The following is a 13,602-nucleotide window of genomic DNA, read 5'->3' as shown; positions in this document are numbered from 1 at the left end:
CAAACGGTGCAGTACACTGCGTTGATTGCGTGTAAAGGGATGAAAATGATGACGACGATGCTGGAAGTGGCGAAGCGCGCCGGGGTTTCAAAAGCGACCGTTTCCCGCGTGCTTTCAGGTAATGGCTACGTCAGCCAGGAGACTAAAGATCGCGTGTTTCAGGCGGTAGAAGAGAGCAGTTACCGCCCAAATTTGCTGGCCCGCAATCTGTCGGCGAAGAGTACTCAGACGCTGGGGCTGGTAGTGACCAACACGCTTTATCACGGCATTTATTTTAGTGAATTACTGTTTCATGCCGCGCGAATGGCGGAAGAGAAAGGGCGACAGTTGCTATTGGCAGATGGTAAACACAGCGCCGAAGAAGAGCGCCAGGCGATTCAGTATCTGCTGGATTTGCGCTGCGACGCCATTATGATTTACCCGCGTTTTTTAAGCGTGGATGAGATTGATGACATCATTGACGCGCACAGTCAGCCGATAATGGTGCTTAATCGCCGCCTGCGCAATAATAGCAGCCATAGCGTCTGGTGCGATCATAAACAGACCAGCTTTAACGCCGTGGCAGAGTTGATAAACGCCGGGCATCAGGAGATTGCTTTCCTTACCGGCTCGATGGATTCCCCCACCAGCATTGAACGTCTTGCCGGGTATAAAGACGCGCTGTCGCAGCATGGTATTGCGCTCAATGAAAAACTTATCGCTAACGGTAAATGGACGCCCGCCAGCGGGGCCGAAGGGGTAGAAACGTTGCTCGAACGTGGGGCTAAATTTAGCGCGTTAGTTGCCAGTAACGACGATATGGCGATAGGTGCGCTCAAAGCGTTGCACGAGCGCGGCGTAGCGGTGCCAGAGCAGGTGTCAGTTATCGGATTCGATGATATCGCAATTGCCCCCTATATCGTTCCGGCGCTCTCCAGCGTAAAAATTCCGGTGACTGAGATGATTCAGGAAATTATTGGACGGCTGATTTTTATGCTCGATGGCGGGGATTTCTCACCGCCGAAAACCTTTAGCGGAAAACTGATCCGCCGCGACTCACTCATTGCCCTTTCGCGATAAACATTGTCATCACATGTCATCGTCACTAGTGTCGATGACATCTTTTTTCCTGCATTACAGAAATTAATTTCCTTAAATAACAGCAAATTAAAAACTGGCATGATTTGTGAGTGTATCGGCGCATTAACTGTCATTGCTGGAGAATTTGATGAACCGTTTCATCATTGCTGACGCGAGTAAATGTATTGGTTGCCGTACCTGTGAAGTGGCGTGCGTGGTTTCTCATCAGGAAAATCAGGACTGTGCATCGCTGACCCCGGAAACATTTTTACCGCGTATCCATGTCATTAAAGGTGTGAACATTTCCACGGCGACAGTTTGCCGTCAGTGTGAAGATGCACCGTGCGCTAACGTCTGCCCGAATGGTGCTATCAGCCGTGATAAAGGGTTTGTTCATGTGATGCAGGAACGTTGCATTGGTTGCAAAACCTGCGTGGTGGCTTGCCCGTATGGCGCGATGGAAGTGGTGGTACGTCCTGTGATTCGCAACAGCGGCGCGGGTCTGAATGTACGGGCTGACAAAGCCGAAGCCAATAAATGCGACCTGTGCAACCATCGTGAAGACGGCCCGGCGTGTATGGCGGCTTGCCCGACCCATGCGCTGATTTGTGTCGATCGTAATAAACTTGAACAACTGAGCGCAGAAAAACGCCGCCGTACGGCGCTGATGTTCTAAAAATCTTACAGAACTGTTCTGGCATCAAAGGAATTCCCGGAAATATTCGTAGAATACGGAGCGGGCGGTATCACCGACCTGAGACTGCCGGATACGACGCTGTCGTGTCCGGCAGGGCGGGTTACGCAATTCATGATGGCGGGAATAACTCAATGGCAAAAAACACATCTTGCGGTGTCCAACTGCGTATTCGTGGCAAAGTGCAGGGCGTCGGTTTTCGTCCGTTTGTCTGGCAGCTGGCACAGCAATTAAATCTTCACGGCGATGTATGTAATGACGGCGATGGCGTAGAAGTCCGGCTGCTGGAAGACCCGGAAACGTTTCTTGTTCAATTGCATCAGCACTGTCCGCCACTGGCGCGTATTGATAGCGTCGAGCGTGAGCCGTTTATCTGGTCACAACTGCCCACCGAGTTCACCATCCGCCAGAGCACCGGCGGCACCATGAATACGCAAATTGTCCCGGATGCCGCCACTTGCCCTGCTTGCCTTGCCGAAATGAATACCCCAGGCGAGCGGCGTTATCGTTATCCGTTTATCAACTGTACCCACTGCGGCCCGCGTTTCACCATTATTCGCGCGATGCCTTACGACCGCCCGTTTACCGTGATGGCGGCGTTTCCGCTATGTCCGGCCTGTGACAAAGAGTACCGCGACCCGCTCGATCGTCGCTTCCACGCCCAGCCGGTGGCCTGCCCGGAGTGTGGCCCGCATCTTGAATGGGTAAGTCATGGTGAACATGCAGAACAAGAGGCGGCATTACAGGCAGCTATCGCACAGTTAAAAATGGGCAACATTGTCGCCATCAAAGGGATTGGCGGATTTCATCTTGCCTGCGATGCACGTAACAGTAACGCGGTGGCGACACTGCGGGAGCGCAAACATCGCCCGGCGAAACCGCTGGCAGTCATGTTGCCAGTGGCAGAAAGTTTACCAGACGCTGCGCGCCAGTTGCTTACCACGCCCGCTGCGCCGATTGTGCTGGTGGATAAAAAATACGTACCTGAGCTTTGTGATGATATCGCCCTTGGCCTTAACGAAGTCGGGGTGATGTTGCCTGCGAACCCGCTCCAGCATTTGCTGTTACAGGAACTGCAATGCCCGCTGGTGATGACCTCCGGCAACCTGAGCGGTAAACCACCAGCTATCAGCAACGAACAGGCGCTGGCGGATTTGCAGGGCATTGCCGACGGATTCTTGCTACATAACCGCGACATCGTGCAGCGGATGGATGATTCAGTGGTGCGCGAAAGCGGCGAAATGCTGCGCCGTTCGCGGGGGTATGTGCCGGATGCGCTGGTTTTGCCTCCGGGCTTTAAAAATGTTCCGCCTGTGCTGTGTCTTGGCGCGGATCTGAAAAATACCTTCTGCCTGGTGCGCGGTGAACAAGCGGTGTTGAGTCAGCATCTGGGCGATTTAAGTGACGATGGCATCCAGATGCAGTGGCGCGAAGCGTTACGCCTGATGCAAAACATCTACGATTTCACTCCGCAATACATTGTGCATGATGTGCATCCGGGCTATGTCTCCAGCCAGTGGGCGAGCGAAATGAATCTGCCGACGCAAACGGTACTGCATCATCATGCCCATGCAGCGGCGTGTCTGGCAGAGCATCAGTGGCCGCTGGATGGCGGTGATGTCATTGCTTTGACGCTCGACGGTATCGGTATGGGGGAGAATGGCGCTTTGTGGGGCGGCGAGTGCCTGCGGGTGAACTATCGCGAATGTGAGCACCTGGGCGGCTTGCCTGCAGTGGCGCTTCCGGGTGGCGATTTGGCGGCGAAGCAGCCGTGGCGAAACCTGCTGGCGCAGTGCCTGCGCTTTGTGCCGGAGTGGCAGAATTACCCTGAAACAGCAAGTGTGCAACAGCAAAACTGGAGCGTACTGGCGCGGGCCATTGAGCGTGGAATTAACGCGCCGCTGGCATCATCGTGTGGGCGGTTGTTCGATGCAGTGGCGGCGGCACTGGGCTGTGCGCCAGCCACGTTAAGTTATGAAGGTGAAGCGGCTTGTGCTCTGGAGGCGCTCGCAGCCTCATGCGACGGAGTGACGCATCCGGTGACGATGCCGCGGGTGGACAATCAACTGGATCTCGCCACTTTCTGGCAGCAGTGGCTGAACTGGCAGGCACCGGTTAATCAACGCTCGTGGGCGTTTCATGATGCGCTGGCGCAGGGTTTTGCCGCGTTGATGCGTGAGCAGGCCACGATGCGTGGTATCACTACGCTGGTATTTAGCGGCGGGGTTATTCATAACCGTTTGCTGCGTGCACGTCTGGCGCATTATCTCGCTGATTTCACATTGCTCTTTCCACAGAGTTTACCGGCGGGTGATGGCGGTTTGTCTCTGGGGCAGGGGGTTATTGCTGCGGCGCGTTGGTTAGCGGGTGAAGTCCAGAACGGATAAAGCGTGTTGCATTTGGACACCCTTGCCGGATACGGCGTAAATGCCTTATCCGGCCTACACATGCGTCCCCGTAGGTCGGATAAGACGCGCCAGCGTCGCATCCGACATTTTAGGCACAGTAGCCCACCTACACCGGCAACGTTTTCAACAATACAAATGCCTCTTTCATCCGATCCTCACTGACCACAAAGGCGCGAAGCTGGTCAGCATCGTCAACGCCGCGCGCCACCATTCCCTGGCGTTCGGTATTAATCTGCCAGCGTAAATCCTGACGCTGGGTTTCGCCTGCCAGATGCAGCGGTAATTCCGGCGTTTTGATTTTCACCAGCATCGCCGGTAGTTTCAGCGGCGTGTTATTGCCGAGAAGATTTTTTGCCAGCACCATCCCGCTAAGTTGAATCGGCTGCAGGAACGGCAATACCTGACCGTTAATTTCCGCGCAATCGCCCAGCGCGTAAATATCGGCATTACTGGTTTGCAGATAACTATCGACGCAAACGCCGCGATTAATCGTCAGCCCGGCGCGTCGTGCCAGGGCTGTTTCCGGGCGCAGTCCGGTGGCGGCAATTACCGCATCCACTTCGATACTACGCTGGTGGTCCAGCGTTGCCAGAATGCCAGAATCCGTTTTTTACAGCCCCTGCAACTGAGATTTCAACAGCAGATGAACGCCCATCTCCGTCAACCGATGCTGCAAGCGGCTGCTTACTTCTGGTGGCATTAATGACGCCAGAATACTGGCAGCGTTGTCGATTAGCGTGACCGCTTTGCCTGCACGACAAAAATCCATCGCCAGTTCGCTACCAATCAAACCACCGCCGACAATCAACACGCGTCGGGCATCCCGCAGTTGCGTTTCACAGGCGCGATACTCTTGCTGACTATTTAACGTCAGCATTAACTCACGCCCAGGCACAGGCGGGACAAAGGCGCTGGCACCGGTTGCCAGCACTAACTTGTCGTATTGCCACTGATTATTCTGGCTTTTCACCACATGGGCTTCGGCATCGATATCCGTCACCCAGGTGTGCGGAAACAGGCGCAGATTAAACTGCCCGGCAAATTCACCCGCCGTCTGGCGGGTAAGGTCGTCGGCACGTTGCCCCTGACTGATAACATGGCTGAGGTCGGGTTTGTTGTACTCATCTATGCTGTCGGCGGCAATCAGGGTTAATGGAATAGTGGCGTCCTGTTTGCGAATATTTTTCACCAGTTGGCGGGCGGCGAAGCCCGAACCGATGATCACAATGCCGTTGCTCATTTTGCCTCCGATGCCAGTTCGTCAAAGACGTCTTTGCCGAGGGAGCATTCCGGGCAGAGGAAGTTATCCGGGACTTCACTCCACGGCGTTCCTGGCGCAACGTCCTGCATTGGCTCGCCTTTTGCCGGATCGTAAATCCACTGGCAGACGCTGCACTGCATTCGTGGGCCGAGGTCAGCCGTCGTCGTGGCAGAGGTTTCTTCTTTAACTACCGTATTCACCGTGCTCTGCGGCAGCGGCGCGAGCGCCCACTGACGGGCGATTTCGCGACCGTGTTCACGGCATAACTCCAGAGCGTCCTGGTCTGGTCGCCATTTGGCTTTCAGGCTGAGCGACATTTCGAAACCCGCATCCTGCAGGCGCGTGGAAAGGCGATCCACCGCACCGCCGCTCCAGCCGTGAGATCCGAAAGCACTGGCGCGTTTGTTACGGAAGCGTAATCCGGTCATCTCCTCCACCAGCCCGGCGATTTTCGGCATCATCACGTTATTCATCGTCGAAGTGCCGACCAGCACGCCTTTTGAGCGGAAGACATTGGTCAGGATTTCGTTTTTATCGCTTCGGGCGACGTTGAAAATTTTCACCGCCACGCGTGGGTCGGTTTCCGCAATTCCCTGGGCGATAGCGTCAGCCATCATGCGGGTGTTATTCGACATGGTGTCGTAGAAAATGGTGATTCTGTCTTCCTGATAATCAGCGGCCCACTTCAGGTACAGCTCGACAATTTGCGTCGGGTTATCGCGCCAGACCACGCCGTGGGAGGTCGCTATCATATCGACTGGTAAGTTAAAGCCTAGGATCTCGGTAATTTTCGGCGTTACCAGGCGGCTGAACGGCGTCAGGATATTGGCGTAGTAACGCTGGCACTGCTCGAAAAGCTCCGTCTGATCCACTTCATCGTTGAACAGATGCTCGTCGCAGTAGTGCTGACCGAAAGCATCGTTACTGAACAGCACCGCGTCGCCTGTCAGGTAAGTCATCATGCTGTCCGGCCAGTGCAGCATTGGTGTTTCGACAAAAATGAGCTGTTTGCCGTTGCCGATATCCAGCGTGTCGCCAGTTTTCACCACATTAAAATTCCACTCCGGATGATGGTGATGACCATTTATCGAGTCGATAGCGTTGGCAGTACAGTAGATCGGCGTATCGGGAATTTGCGCCATCAGTTCGGTCAGCGCCCCGGCGTGGTCCTCTTCTGCATGGTTAATCACGATGTAATCGATATCCGCCAGATCGATTTCATTACGCAGGTTCTGCACAAATTCGCGGCTGAATTTATGGTCGACGGTGTCGATCAGCACGTTTTTTTCTTCGCGGATGAGGTAGCTGTTGTAGCTGCTGCCGCGCAGCGTTTTATATTCCGTGCCGTGAAAATCACGCACTTCCCAGTCACGTTGACCCACCCAATGAATGTTATTTTTCACCACAATAGACATAGCAACCTCAATTTATTCAGCGTGTTCTAAAAAGATGTCTTGCTAATTGCAGATTGCGTGCCAGTTTCTTATCTGATTGTTTTTACTCTATAAATAAAATTATGCTCATTAATGAGTAGTCAAAATGACTATCAATCAAATGGTCGATATGACAATATCTATAGTCAAATTGACAGTGAGGCAAAGATGAGTTTTTCCGTTGATGTGCTGGCGAATATCGCCATCGAATTGCAGCGTGGGATTGGTCATCAGGATCGTTTTCAGCGCCTGATCACCACGCTACGTCAGGTGCTGGAGTGCGATGCGTCTGCGTTGCTACGTTACGATTCGCGGCAGTTTATTCCGCTTGCCATCGACGGTCTGGCAAAGGATGTACTCGGTAGACGCTTTGCGCTGGAAGGGCATCCACGGCTGGAAGCGATTGCCCGCGCCGGGGATGTGGTGCGCTTTCCCGCAGACAGCGAATTGCCCGATCCCTATGACGGTTTGATTCCTGGGCAGGAGAGTCTGAAGGTTCACGCCTGCGTTGGTCTGCCATTGTTTGTCGGACAAAACCTGATCGGCGCACTGACGCTCGACGGGATGCAGCCCGATCAGTTCGATGTTTTCAGCGACGAAGAGTTACGGCTGATTGCCGCGCTGGCGGCGGGAGCGTTAAGCAATGCGTTGCTGATTGAACAACTGGAAAGCCAGAATATGCTGCCAGGCGATGCCACGCAGTTTGAAGCGGTGAAACAGACGCAGATGATTGGCTTGTCCCCTGGCATGACGCAACTGAAAAAAGAGATTGAGATTGTGGCGGCGTCCGATCTCAACGTTCTGATCAGCGGTGAGACGGGAACCGGTAAGGAGCTGGTGGCGAAAGCGATTCATGAAGCCTCGCCACGGGCGGTGAATCCGCTGGTCTATCTCAACTGTGCCGCACTGCCGGAAAGTGTGGCGGAAAGTGAGTTGTTCGGGCATGTGAAAGGAGCGTTTACTGGCGCTATCAGTAACCGCAGCGGGAAGTTTGAAATGGCGGATAACGGTACTCTGTTTCTCGATGAGATCGGCGAGTTGTCGTTGGCATTGCAGGCCAAGCTGCTGAGGGTGTTGCAGTATGGCGATATTCAGCGCGTTGGCGATGACCGTAGTTTGCGGGTCGATGTGCGCGTGCTGGCGGCGACTAACCGCGACTTACGCGAAGAGGTGCTGGCAGGGCGATTCCGCGCCGATTTGTTTCATCGCCTGAGCGTGTTTCCACTTTCGGTGCCGCCGCTGCGTGAGCGGGGCGATGATGTCATTCTGCTGGCGGGGTATTTCTGCGAGCAGTGTCGTTTGCGGCAGGGGCTCTCCCGCGTGGTATTAAGTGCCGGGGCGCGAAATTTACTGCAACACTACAGTTTTCCGGGAAACGTGCGCGAACTGGAACATGCTATTCATCGGGCGGTAGTGCTGGCGAGAGCCACCCGCAACGGCGATGAAGTGATTCTTGAGGCGCAACATTTTGCTTTTCCTGAGGTGACGTTGCCGCCGCCAGAAGCGGCGGCGGTGCCCGTTGTTAAGTAAAACCTGCGTGAAGCGACAGAAGCGTTCCAGCGTGAAACTATTCGCCAGGCACTGGCACAAAATCATCACAACTGGGCAGCCTGTGCGCGAATGCTGGAAACTGACGTCGCCAACCTGCATCGGCTGGCGAAACGTCTGGGATTGAAGGATTAAATAATCCCGGCCTGATAGAAATCCTGCAGGTTAATTGCGCCGGTGAGTTTGCCGTTTTCATCTACCACTGGTGCGGCAGTGATTTTGCGTTTCATCAGAACTTCTTTGGCGTCGATGGCGCGACTTTGTGCCTGTAATGTGGTGCCGCCTGTCGTCATCGCTTCATTAACTGGCGTGGTGAGTGCGCCGCCGCCTACCAGCCAGCGACGTAAATCGCCGTCGGTAAAGACGCCTTGTACCTGTTGTTGAGCGTCACATACCGCCACCAGCCCCAGACCGGTGCGGCTGAGTTCCAGCATCGCATCCATCACGCTGGCGGTTAACGCTACCTGTGGGATAGCGTCATCACGACGCATCAGATGATGCACTTTATTCAGCAAGCGAGCGCCCAGTGCCCCAGCTGGGTGGGAGCGGGCAAAATCTTCTTCATTAAAACCGCGCGCCTGCATGACCGCCATCGCCAGCGCGTCACCCATCATCAGGGTATTGACGGTGCTGGAGGTCGGCGCAAGGTGCATCGGGCAGGCTTCGCGTTCTACGGAGATATCCAGCACCGCTTTCGCCGCCAGGCCCAGCGGTGACGTCGGTTTGCCGGTCATCGCCAGCAGCGCGATAGATTTATCTTCCAGACGCGGAATAATCAGATCCAGTTCCTTCGCGCCACCGGAGTAAGAGATAAACAGCATCACATCGCGGCTTTCAATCATCCCCAGATCGCCGTGCAGTGCTTCTGCCGGATGGACAAAAAAAGCCGGTGTGCCGGTACTGGCAAGTGTTGCGGCGATTTTCTTACCAATGTGGCCCGATTTGCCAATTCCCGAAACCACCACTTTGCCTTCGCAGTGCAGGATGATATTGGCGGCGCGAACAAAATCATCGCCCAGACGTTCCGGTAAACGGCTTGCTTCCTGCAACTCCAGCATTAACGTCTGACGTCCCGCGTTCAGTAGTGCTTCACTCATTGCTCTCTCCGGTTATGATCACATCGATCCCTTTCTCTTCCAGCGCCTGACGAAACGCCGGATCGATACCTGCGTCGGTAATTAGCTTATCGACGCTTTCAAGACTGCAAACTACGTTGGGGCTTTTACGGCCAAACTTTGATGAGTCCGCCATCAAAATCACTTCGCGCGCGGCATTGCACATTGCCTTACTGACGGTATAAACCTCGTTGAACGTGGTTACGCCCGCATTGAGATCGATGCCGTCGGTGCCCATAAACAATTTATCGAAGGTGAAATGCTCGAAGGCATTCTCTGCCAGTTGCCCGTGAAATGAGGCCGATTTTTTGCGAAATGTTCCGCCTGGCATCAGGATAGTTTGTTCGTTATCCAGTTCGGATAGCGCATTGACGATATGCAGGCTGTTGGTCATCACCGTGATGTTATTAAAGCGCGAGAGCAGGGGAACCATCTGCAAAACGGTACTGCCAGCATCAAGAATGATCGAATCGCCATCATGGATAAAACTAACGGCAGCTTCTGCAATCAGCTCTTTCTTGTGGGTGTTGATGAGCGTTTTATGATCGATAGGCGGATCGGATTCCTCTTTATTCAACACCACTCCGCCATAAGTACGAATGACGGTTCCGGCATGTTCCAGAATGACCAGATCTTTGCGAATGGTTGTGCCTGTGGTGTCAAAGTATTGCGCCAATTCTTCAACCGAGCATTTACCCTGCTTTTGCAGATACTCCAGAATGGCGGCCTGACGCTGACGAGGTTTCATGGGCGTGATTACCTGATTTAGGTTTCAAAATGATAACTTCGCAAGCAAGTAACATTCACAACGAAATTATCCACGTTTCAGTTTAAGCGCCAATGATAGAGCATTCTGTGATAGTGGATCATGGGGAAAGATCACATCGGGCTGTAAATCACCCGCATGCATGCCGGTAATTGCGGGAATTTTTTGCGGTCGGGCGAAGACAGTCAGTCCTTTCATAAACAAGGTGTCGACGATGCACTGCTGATCGTCCAGCGCGATGGCGACCACGACCCGCGGTTTAAAGCGCCCGCTGGAACGGCCCACGCCAACCCGTCCTTGCTGGCATAGTGTGTCGAAGGCACGGTTAAAACGAGAAATTTGCCAGCCGCCTAAGGCCAGTTGCGCACACCAGGCGATAACGGCGACGGTGATGAGTGCGGATACCATAACTTTTCCTTAATGTAGTGGCGGAAGTCCTGTATGCCTGATGAGCGTAGCGCATCAGGCATTCTATAGTCTCACGGAGATCCTTAACGGATCTCCGCTGTTGATCAGAACATCACCTGACCGCCGGTGACATTGATCGACTGTCCGGTGCAGTACGACGCCTTAGGACTGGCGTAGAACAGCAGCATATTCAGCACATCTTGATAATCGCAGCCGCGTTTGAGCGGTACTTTGTCGATGTAATACTGCTCGACTTGATCCGGTTTGATACCCAGCTTGGTCGCGTATTGTGGCAACAGTGACTGGAACATCGGCGATTTCAGCAGGTTACCGAGCATCAGTGAATGCACCGTAATGCCGTACTCCGCCAGATCCAGCGCCAGTGATTGAGTCAGCCCGACGCCACCAAATTTCGCTGCGCTGTAGCCAGAGTTGTGTTTGCTGCCCACTTTGCCGGATTTCGAGTTGATCTGAATAATGCGACCCTGAATCCCGTCGCGGATCATCAAACGCGAAAATTCACGGGCACACAGGAAATAACCCACCAGATTCACTTGTAGCGAACGGTCAAAATCGCCGAGCTGGAAGTCGCTGATAAAGGCTGCTTTTGCTATTCCGGCGCTATAGACCAGCAAATCCACGCGACCAAAGATTTCATCTACCCCACGAGAGAGCGCCAGAACGCTTTGCTCGCTAGTGGCGTCAGCACCAAAACCGTACGCCATACCTTCACCATATTCGGCGTTAATTTCTTGTGCCACATTTGCGGCTTTGTCGCTCTGAATATCGACAACCGCGACGCGATACCCCTCGGCAGCCAGACCGTGGCACAGGAACGCGCCTAAGGTTTGCCCACCACCGATGACAACGGCAACCTGATTCATTTTTTACTCCTTAACAGATTCAAACTTCAAAACCGATCCCGGCGCGATATCGTCGGGTACAGGGCCTGCCACATGGACAGTGCCCGGAAATTCCGCTTCGTTTAAACCATCGAAGCGCAGGGTGACATGACCCAGTTCGCGAAGGTTGTCTTCCGCCACGCTGCCAACAGCGGTCACCGGATAGCGATGCTGCCCGAGTGAAAATTGCAAACCGGGATGGAGTGCACCTTTCAACTCGCCGTGGCAATGAATGAAGCAATACTCTTCGAGGTCCGCTGGCGCGCCTTCACGAAAGGTGATGAGCATCTGGTCGCTGAGGGCGTCAGTGGCACTCGCGCCGATACGGGTGATGGTGGTCTGATAAATAACGGTCATGTTTCAGCCTCTATTGATAGATAAAACCGGAGACAAACCAAGCGATCAGTACAGTCGGCGCGCCGGTTAAAAAGCGGCTCACCAGTACAGAAGGGACACCGACGCGAACCGTGTCCTGACGGGCTTCCGCCAGCGACAAACCGACCGGGATGAAGTCGCAGGCCGCCTGCGCGTTGATGGCAAACAGTGCCGGTAAAGCCAGATGCGGCGGAATATTGCCGAGACCAATCTGCACGCCAATCAATACGCCGATAACCTGTGCGATAACTGCGCCTGGGCCGAGGAAAGGTGAAAGCAGTGGGAAGGAGCAGATGAGCGCCAGCATGACCAGACCCAGTGGATGGCTCGCCAGCGGAGCAAGACCGTGGGCAATCCAGTCACCAAGGCCAGAAGCCATAATGATGCCAATGAGCGCCGAGACGAATGCCATAAACGGCAGAATGGTTTTTAATACAGTGTCGATGGTGTCACGACCAGACTGAAACAACACGGCAACGGCGGACCCCATGCCCATTCCCACCTTCGCCAGTAAACCATCGCTTTGTTCGGTGATTTTCTTACTGGTGTCATAGTCACGGCCCACGGAAGAGGGTTGTGGTGTCGCATCACCCACTACAGTGATGTTTTCTTCTTTTACGCCAGAGACATAAATATCTTCCACAATGTACTGCGCCAGCGGACCGGACTTGCCCGTCGAGTGGATATTAATGGTGGGAATACGTCGTTTCGGATAGATGCCGCAGCGTAATGTGCCGCCACAGTCGATTACCGCGACACCAATTTCCGCCTCCGCGGATTCACCTTCTTTAAATCCGTCAATAGCCTGCCAGCCAGTAAGTTGTGCCAGTTTGTCAACAATCGCAGGCCGGGTACCGGCGGTGATATAGACGATTTTTTTGCCCGGCGTGGCTTCCAGCTCAAGCGGGCCGCCCCAGCCACCCGTTCCTTTTTCGATCCGAATACGCGTCATGATGTTGCTCCTGCCAGGTGAACTTTTTGTTCAAGTTGAATGCCCATCTTTTTCTCAAAAATGGCGGTGGTCAGATCGGTCACCCAGCCGCGGAAGAAATTGGTGACCAGACCAACCAGCAGATAAATCACCGCCAGTGGGCCAAGTGGCAGGTTCAGCGTTGTCAGACCGCTGGCAATGCCAAGATAAACAAACAGTTCGCCAGGGTTGATATGGGGGAAGAGGCCATTCATTGAGTGGCAGCTATAAGAGGCCGCCGCGTAGTAGCTGGGTTTGTACTTTTCCGGCATAAAGCGACCCAGGCTTAAGGTCATCGGATTGCAAAAGACAAACGTGCCAATGCACGGTAACAGTAGGTAACGGGAAACAGGGTTACCGGCGCAACGTTGAGCAAAACGTTCAATACGATGCTGACCGATAAAATTAATCAGTGCGTTCATGATAACCAGCAGACTAATCAACAGCGGAAGAATGCCGGTCACCATCCCGGTAAACACCTCTCCGCCCTTTTGGAACAGCCCGATAAACCACTCTGCACCATGAGTAATGGTTTCTATCATTGTTCTCTCCTTCAGGATTTATTGTTTTATTACCAAACGGCAACCTAATCTAATCAGATTGAAAGGTTTAAAAGTGTTATTTTGATCGCAAAATGAAAGATAAATATTTTAATTTGAAAGT

The 13,602-nt window shown here is 53.7% G+C and carries 11 protein-coding genes and 2 pseudogenes; 4 read left to right on the top strand and 9 right to left on the bottom strand.

Translation table 11 applies throughout. From position 1 onward, the window contains the following. The first annotated feature begins 48 nt into the window (after positions 1 to 48). The 3 genes from ascG (at position 49) to hypF (ending at position 4,140) form a co-directional block, all read left to right on the top strand. Entirely contained in the window at positions 49 to 1,059 is a 1,011-nt protein-coding gene (ascG, locus tag ACUU1M_RS02230; protein ID WP_024260799.1) for a DNA-binding transcriptional regulator AscG, read from the top strand. A 148-nt stretch (positions 1,060 to 1,207) separates the two neighbouring features. Then, positions 1,208 to 1,735, top strand: coding sequence for an electron transport protein HydN (gene hydN / locus ACUU1M_RS02225; protein WP_001078777.1), 528 nt, complete (start codon positions 1,208 to 1,210; stop codon positions 1,733 to 1,735). 152 nt (positions 1,736 to 1,887) lie between these two features. Then, positions 1,888 to 4,140 carry a carbamoyltransferase HypF gene (gene hypF, locus ACUU1M_RS02220; protein WP_001107667.1) on the top strand — a complete coding sequence of 751 codons (2,253 nt, stop codon included), beginning with the start codon at positions 1,888 to 1,890 and terminating at the stop codon, positions 4,138 to 4,140. A gap of 127 nt (positions 4,141 to 4,267) precedes the next feature. On the opposite strand, the pseudogene norW reads toward hypF, so the two are convergent. Together norW and norV are read right to left on the bottom strand one after the other, a co-directional pair. Then, positions 4,268 to 5,401: pseudogene (norW, locus tag ACUU1M_RS02215) on the bottom strand (NADH:flavorubredoxin reductase NorW). Beyond that, positions 5,398 to 6,837, bottom strand: coding sequence for an anaerobic nitric oxide reductase flavorubredoxin (gene norV, locus ACUU1M_RS02210; protein ID WP_000029622.1), 1,440 nt, complete (start codon positions 6,835 to 6,837; stop codon positions 5,398 to 5,400). Before norV ends, norW begins: the two are co-directional and overlap by 4 nt. A 186-nt stretch (positions 6,838 to 7,023) precedes the next feature. Between norV and norR the strand changes: the two are divergent. Beyond that, positions 7,024 to 8,538, top strand: a pseudogene (gene norR / locus ACUU1M_RS02205) (nitric oxide reductase transcriptional regulator NorR). Here norR and gutQ read toward each other — a convergent pair. The 7 genes from gutQ to srlA all read right to left on the bottom strand — a co-directional run bounded on the left by gutQ (position 8,535) and on the right by srlA (position 13,481). Next, entirely contained in the window at positions 8,535 to 9,500 is a 966-nt protein-coding gene (gutQ, locus tag ACUU1M_RS02200) for an arabinose-5-phosphate isomerase GutQ (protein WP_001287417.1), read from the bottom strand. The pseudogene norR and the gene gutQ sit on opposite strands and share 4 nt — an antisense overlap. Then, positions 9,493 to 10,266, bottom strand: a complete 774-nt coding sequence (gene srlR, locus ACUU1M_RS02195; protein WP_000804550.1) for a glucitol operon DNA-binding transcriptional repressor SrlR — start codon at positions 10,264 to 10,266, stop codon at positions 9,493 to 9,495. Before srlR ends, gutQ begins: the two co-directional genes overlap by 8 nt. Positions 10,267 to 10,332: 66 nt before the next feature. Further along, positions 10,333 to 10,692: a transcriptional regulator GutM gene (gene gutM / locus ACUU1M_RS02190; RefSeq protein WP_000252904.1), complete on the bottom strand. Its 360-nt coding sequence runs from the start codon at positions 10,690 to 10,692 to the stop codon at positions 10,333 to 10,335. Positions 10,693 to 10,796: 104 nt separating this feature from the next. Further along, on the bottom strand, positions 10,797 to 11,576 hold the full coding sequence (srlD, locus tag ACUU1M_RS02185) for a sorbitol-6-phosphate dehydrogenase (protein ID WP_001077342.1): 780 nt from the start codon (positions 11,574 to 11,576) through the stop codon (positions 10,797 to 10,799). Between the two features lie 3 nt (positions 11,577 to 11,579). Beyond that, on the bottom strand, positions 11,580 to 11,951 hold the full coding sequence (gene srlB / locus ACUU1M_RS02180; RefSeq protein ID WP_000216201.1) for a PTS glucitol/sorbitol transporter subunit IIA: 372 nt from the start codon (positions 11,949 to 11,951) through the stop codon (positions 11,580 to 11,582). A gap of 10 nt (positions 11,952 to 11,961) precedes the next feature. Then, positions 11,962 to 12,921 carry a PTS glucitol/sorbitol transporter subunit IIB gene (gene srlE, locus ACUU1M_RS02175; protein ID WP_000196940.1) on the bottom strand — a complete coding sequence of 320 codons (960 nt, stop codon included), beginning with the start codon at positions 12,919 to 12,921 and terminating at the stop codon, positions 11,962 to 11,964. Further along, a complete protein-coding gene (gene srlA / locus ACUU1M_RS02170; protein WP_000573317.1) occupies positions 12,918 to 13,481 on the bottom strand; it encodes a PTS glucitol/sorbitol transporter subunit IIC in 564 nt (187 codons plus the stop codon). Before srlA ends, srlE begins: the two co-directional genes overlap by 4 nt. Positions 13,482 to 13,602 lie beyond the last annotated feature (121 nt).

The sequence above is a fragment of the Shigella sp. SIG6 genome (assembly GCF_053555815.1).
Note: the sequence above shows the minus strand (reverse complement) of the source record. Positions and strands in the feature narration are given on the sequence as shown.

Excerpts from the sequence above, each read along its gene's own strand:
- hydN (WP_001078777.1), top strand. The coding sequence starts at position 1,208 with ATGAACCGTTTCATCATTGCTGACGCGAGTAAATGTATTGGTTGCCGT.
- norV (WP_000029622.1), bottom strand. The coding sequence starts at position 6,837 with ATGTCTATTGTGGTGAAAAATAACATTCATTGGGTGGGTCAACGTGAC.
- ascG (WP_024260799.1), top strand. The coding sequence starts at position 49 with ATGACGACGATGCTGGAAGTGGCGAAGCGCGCCGGGGTTTCAAAAGCG.
- gutQ (WP_001287417.1), bottom strand. The coding sequence starts at position 9,500 with ATGAGTGAAGCACTACTGAACGCGGGACGTCAGACGTTAATGCTGGAG.
- srlR (WP_000804550.1), bottom strand. The coding sequence starts at position 10,266 with ATGAAACCTCGTCAGCGTCAGGCCGCCATTCTGGAGTATCTGCAAAAG.
- srlA (WP_000573317.1), bottom strand. The coding sequence starts at position 13,481 with ATGATAGAAACCATTACTCATGGTGCAGAGTGGTTTATCGGGCTGTTC.
- srlE (WP_000196940.1), bottom strand. The coding sequence starts at position 12,921 with ATGACGCGTATTCGGATCGAAAAAGGAACGGGTGGCTGGGGCGGCCCG.
- gutM (WP_000252904.1), bottom strand. The coding sequence starts at position 10,692 with ATGGTATCCGCACTCATCACCGTCGCCGTTATCGCCTGGTGTGCGCAA.
- srlB (WP_000216201.1), bottom strand. The coding sequence starts at position 11,951 with ATGACCGTTATTTATCAGACCACCATCACCCGTATCGGCGCGAGTGCC.
- srlD (WP_001077342.1), bottom strand. The coding sequence starts at position 11,576 with ATGAATCAGGTTGCCGTTGTCATCGGTGGTGGGCAAACCTTAGGCGCG.
- hypF (WP_001107667.1), top strand. The coding sequence starts at position 1,888 with ATGGCAAAAAACACATCTTGCGGTGTCCAACTGCGTATTCGTGGCAAA.